Origin of the sequence: Rhodanobacter spathiphylli B39, from assembly GCF_000264295.1 — a bacterium.
GTDB classification, from domain to species: domain Bacteria; phylum Pseudomonadota; class Gammaproteobacteria; order Xanthomonadales; family Rhodanobacteraceae; genus Rhodanobacter; species Rhodanobacter spathiphylli.
This window is the reverse complement of record NZ_AJXT01000070.1, coordinates 1-3,139: the sequence shown is the minus strand read 5'-3', so window position 1 is coordinate 3,139 and position 3,139 is coordinate 1. Positions and strand designations below refer to the sequence as shown.

The window sequence follows — 3,139 nt, the reverse complement described above, 5'->3', positions numbered from 1 at the left end:
CTTCGTAGTTGAATCCGTCCGGGAACATCGCGGGTCAGCACGGCGACCCTGCAATCCTCAAGCGGTGCCCGAACCTGGTCCTATCAGTACGGTACGGACGTCTATCACGTACTGAACAAGGTCACGCTTCCCGACGGCACGGCTTGGTCCTTCGACATGGCGGACTTCCTCGCCTCGGACATGAACCCGGCGGGCGGCACCTGCTCCACGGCGGCGCAGTTGTCCACCGAAACGTGGACCGGCAGCATCACCCATCCCTCCGGCCTGGTGGGCAGTTTCCAGGTCAAGGGCATGGTCCACGGGCGGTCGTACGTTCCCCGGACGTGCCACGGCAGCGGCGACGACGCGCCAGGAAGCACGGCAGCGATTCCCGATGTCTATTACCAGCTCACGCTGTCGCAGAAAACTTTCAGCGGTGCAGGAATACCCGCTGAAACCTGGCACTACGCCTACTCGCCCGCCAACCAAAGCTGGCTGCAGGACTGCGCCAGCGGCTGTGCATCCACTGTCTGGACCGATGTGGTGAACCCGTTGGGGCAGGCGACCCGCTACACCTTCAGCAATCGGTTCGATGCGACGGAAGGGCAACTGCTGTCCACTGATGTCTACAGCGGTGCCGTGGGTACGACGTTGCTACGGTCGGAAGACAACGGTTACGCGGCCATTCCTCCGGCAACCGACGCATGGCCGTGGCCGTGGCCGGAACGCTATGGCGGGGTCGTCCAGACCCGCATGAACCGGGCGCAGGTCGAGGTGTTGGCGCCGCAGATCCTGCGCATGATCAGCCAGGACGGCGATACGTACACTTGGCAGGCGGAGGCATTCAACGCCTACGCCCAAGTCACTCAGACCAAGCGCTGCAATTCCTTCAGTGTGCGATGTGACCGCCCATCGGATCACCCTCTGGAGGAAACCGTCACGTACCGTAACGACACCGATCGGTGGGTGCTGGGCCTGCCACTGCAAGTCACCAACATTACCGACAACATCAACGAAGTCGAGTCCAGCAACACCTACAATGCCAGCGACGACACCTTGCTCACGCGCGCCCGTTTCGGCCAGACGTTGATGAGCTACACGTTCAACAGTGCCGGCCAACTGGCGAGTTTCACGGACGGCAACAGCCACACCACGACACTGGGGAACTACAAGCGCGGCATCCCGCAGGCGATCGGTTACCCCGACGGCACTTCGCAGACGCTGGTCGTCGACGACTTCGGCCAGATCGGCAGGATTACCGACCAGGCCGGTCACGCCACCAGCTACAGCTACGACCCGGTGGGCCGCATCACCGGCATCAGTTATCCCACCGGCGACGAAGTGGCTTGGTCGCCGAAGACATTCGCCTACGACTTCGTCACCAGCGCGGAGCGGGGCCTGCCGGCCAACCACTGGCGCCGCACCATGACCACCGGCAATGCGAAGGCAGTGACGTACTTCGACGCTATGCTGCGCCCGGTGCTCAGCGACAGCGCCATCGGCAGCACGGTGCAGGCGAGCACGCTGACCACTTACGACGCCAAGGGACAAAAGGTTTTCAGTGCCTATCCGAGCGCCTCGGCGCTGACCTTCTCGCTGAATCCCTCGGTCGATGGCAGCTCCACGACCTACGATGCCCTGGGTCGCGTCACCCAGGTGGTGCAGGACTCCGAGCTGGGTCCGCTGACCAGCCACACGGCCTACCTCTCCGGTGCCCGCCAGCAGGTCACCGATCCCAAGGGCAACGTCACCACCACCAGCTACCAGGTGTTCGACTCGCCCTCGTACGATGCGGTGATCAAGGTGCAGGCCCCGGCCGGCATCACCCAGACCATTGTCCGGGACAGCTACGGCAACCCGCTGTCGATCACCCAGTCCGGCCTGTACGGCGCTACCGAGACCGACACGGTCACAAAGACGCTGACCTACGACCCCTACCACCGCCTGTGCCGCACCACCGAGCCGGAGAGCCACAGCACGGTGATGGCCTACGACGGCGCCAACAACCTGGCATGGAGCGCGGCGGGTGTCGACATCACGACTGCCGGTTGTGGGCAGGTGGACGATGCGGCCAAGACGTGGCGCACCTACGATGAGATGAACCGGGTGCTGACGATCCAGCCGCCCGTGGGCACGGGTACGCAGAGCACCCAATACCACTACACGCCAATGGGCCAGCCGGACCACGTGGTCTCGGGCATCACCACATGGAACGGCACGTACAACTTCCGCGGCATGTTGACCGGCGAGAGCCTGCAGGTGACTAGCCAGGATGCCTGGGGACTGGGTTATGCCCATGATCCCAACGGCAGCCTCAGCGTGGTCCATTACCCGGATGGTGAGGATGTCAGCTATGCGCCGGATGCGCTGGGACGTGCTACCCAGGTGGGCGGCTACGCCGGCGGCATCGACTATTTCCCCAATGGCGCGGTGGCGTCCTTTGCCTACGCCAACGGACTCACCTACGTGGCCGAGCAGAACACCCGCCAGCAGTTGAGCAACCTTAGTTACGGCCAGGATGGCACGCCGTATTTCAGCGAAGACCTGGGCTACGACAAGAACGGCAACATCACTACGGTCGCCGACCTGGCCGACGGTCCGCGCAACAAGGCGTTCAGCTACGACGCGCTGAACCGATTGACCAGCGCCCAGGCTGACGGCTTGTGGGGCACGGAAAGCTACACCTACGACGCGCTCAACAATATCCGTACGCGGATCAGCGGCGGGCAGACCTTCACCTACAACTACGATACGACCAACAGGTTGTCCCATATCACCAACGGTTCAGCCACGGTCAGCAGCTACGTCTACGACAACCGCGGCAACGCCATCAACAACAACGGCACCAGTCTGGTCTTCGACCAGAAGAACCAGCTGACCCAGATCCAGGGCTACGACGACTACGCCTACGACGCGTCCGGCCGGCGCGTGATGAAGACGCCGGCCGGCGGCGGTGCGCCGACGTACTACTTCTACAGCCATGCCGGCCAGCTGATGTACCAGTACGAGCCGACCGGCAACAAGGCGACGAGCTTCATCTACCTGGGCAGCAAGATGATTGCCCGGAGCAGCCTGCTGCTGGTGATGCCCGACGCGCCGGCCTCGATATCCGTGCCCGGGAGCAGCGGCGGCAGCTATACGGTGAGCTGGGGCGACTCCG

The 3,139-nt window shown here is 63.6% G+C and carries 1 protein-coding gene; it reads left to right on the top strand.

The window, feature by feature from the left end; all coding sequences use genetic code 11:
- Nucleotides 1-156 precede the first annotated feature (156 nt).
- Nucleotides 157-3,139: RHS repeat domain-containing protein (locus UU7_RS16845; protein ID WP_007810501.1), on the top strand; the 2,983-nt coding region annotated here is incomplete at its 3' end.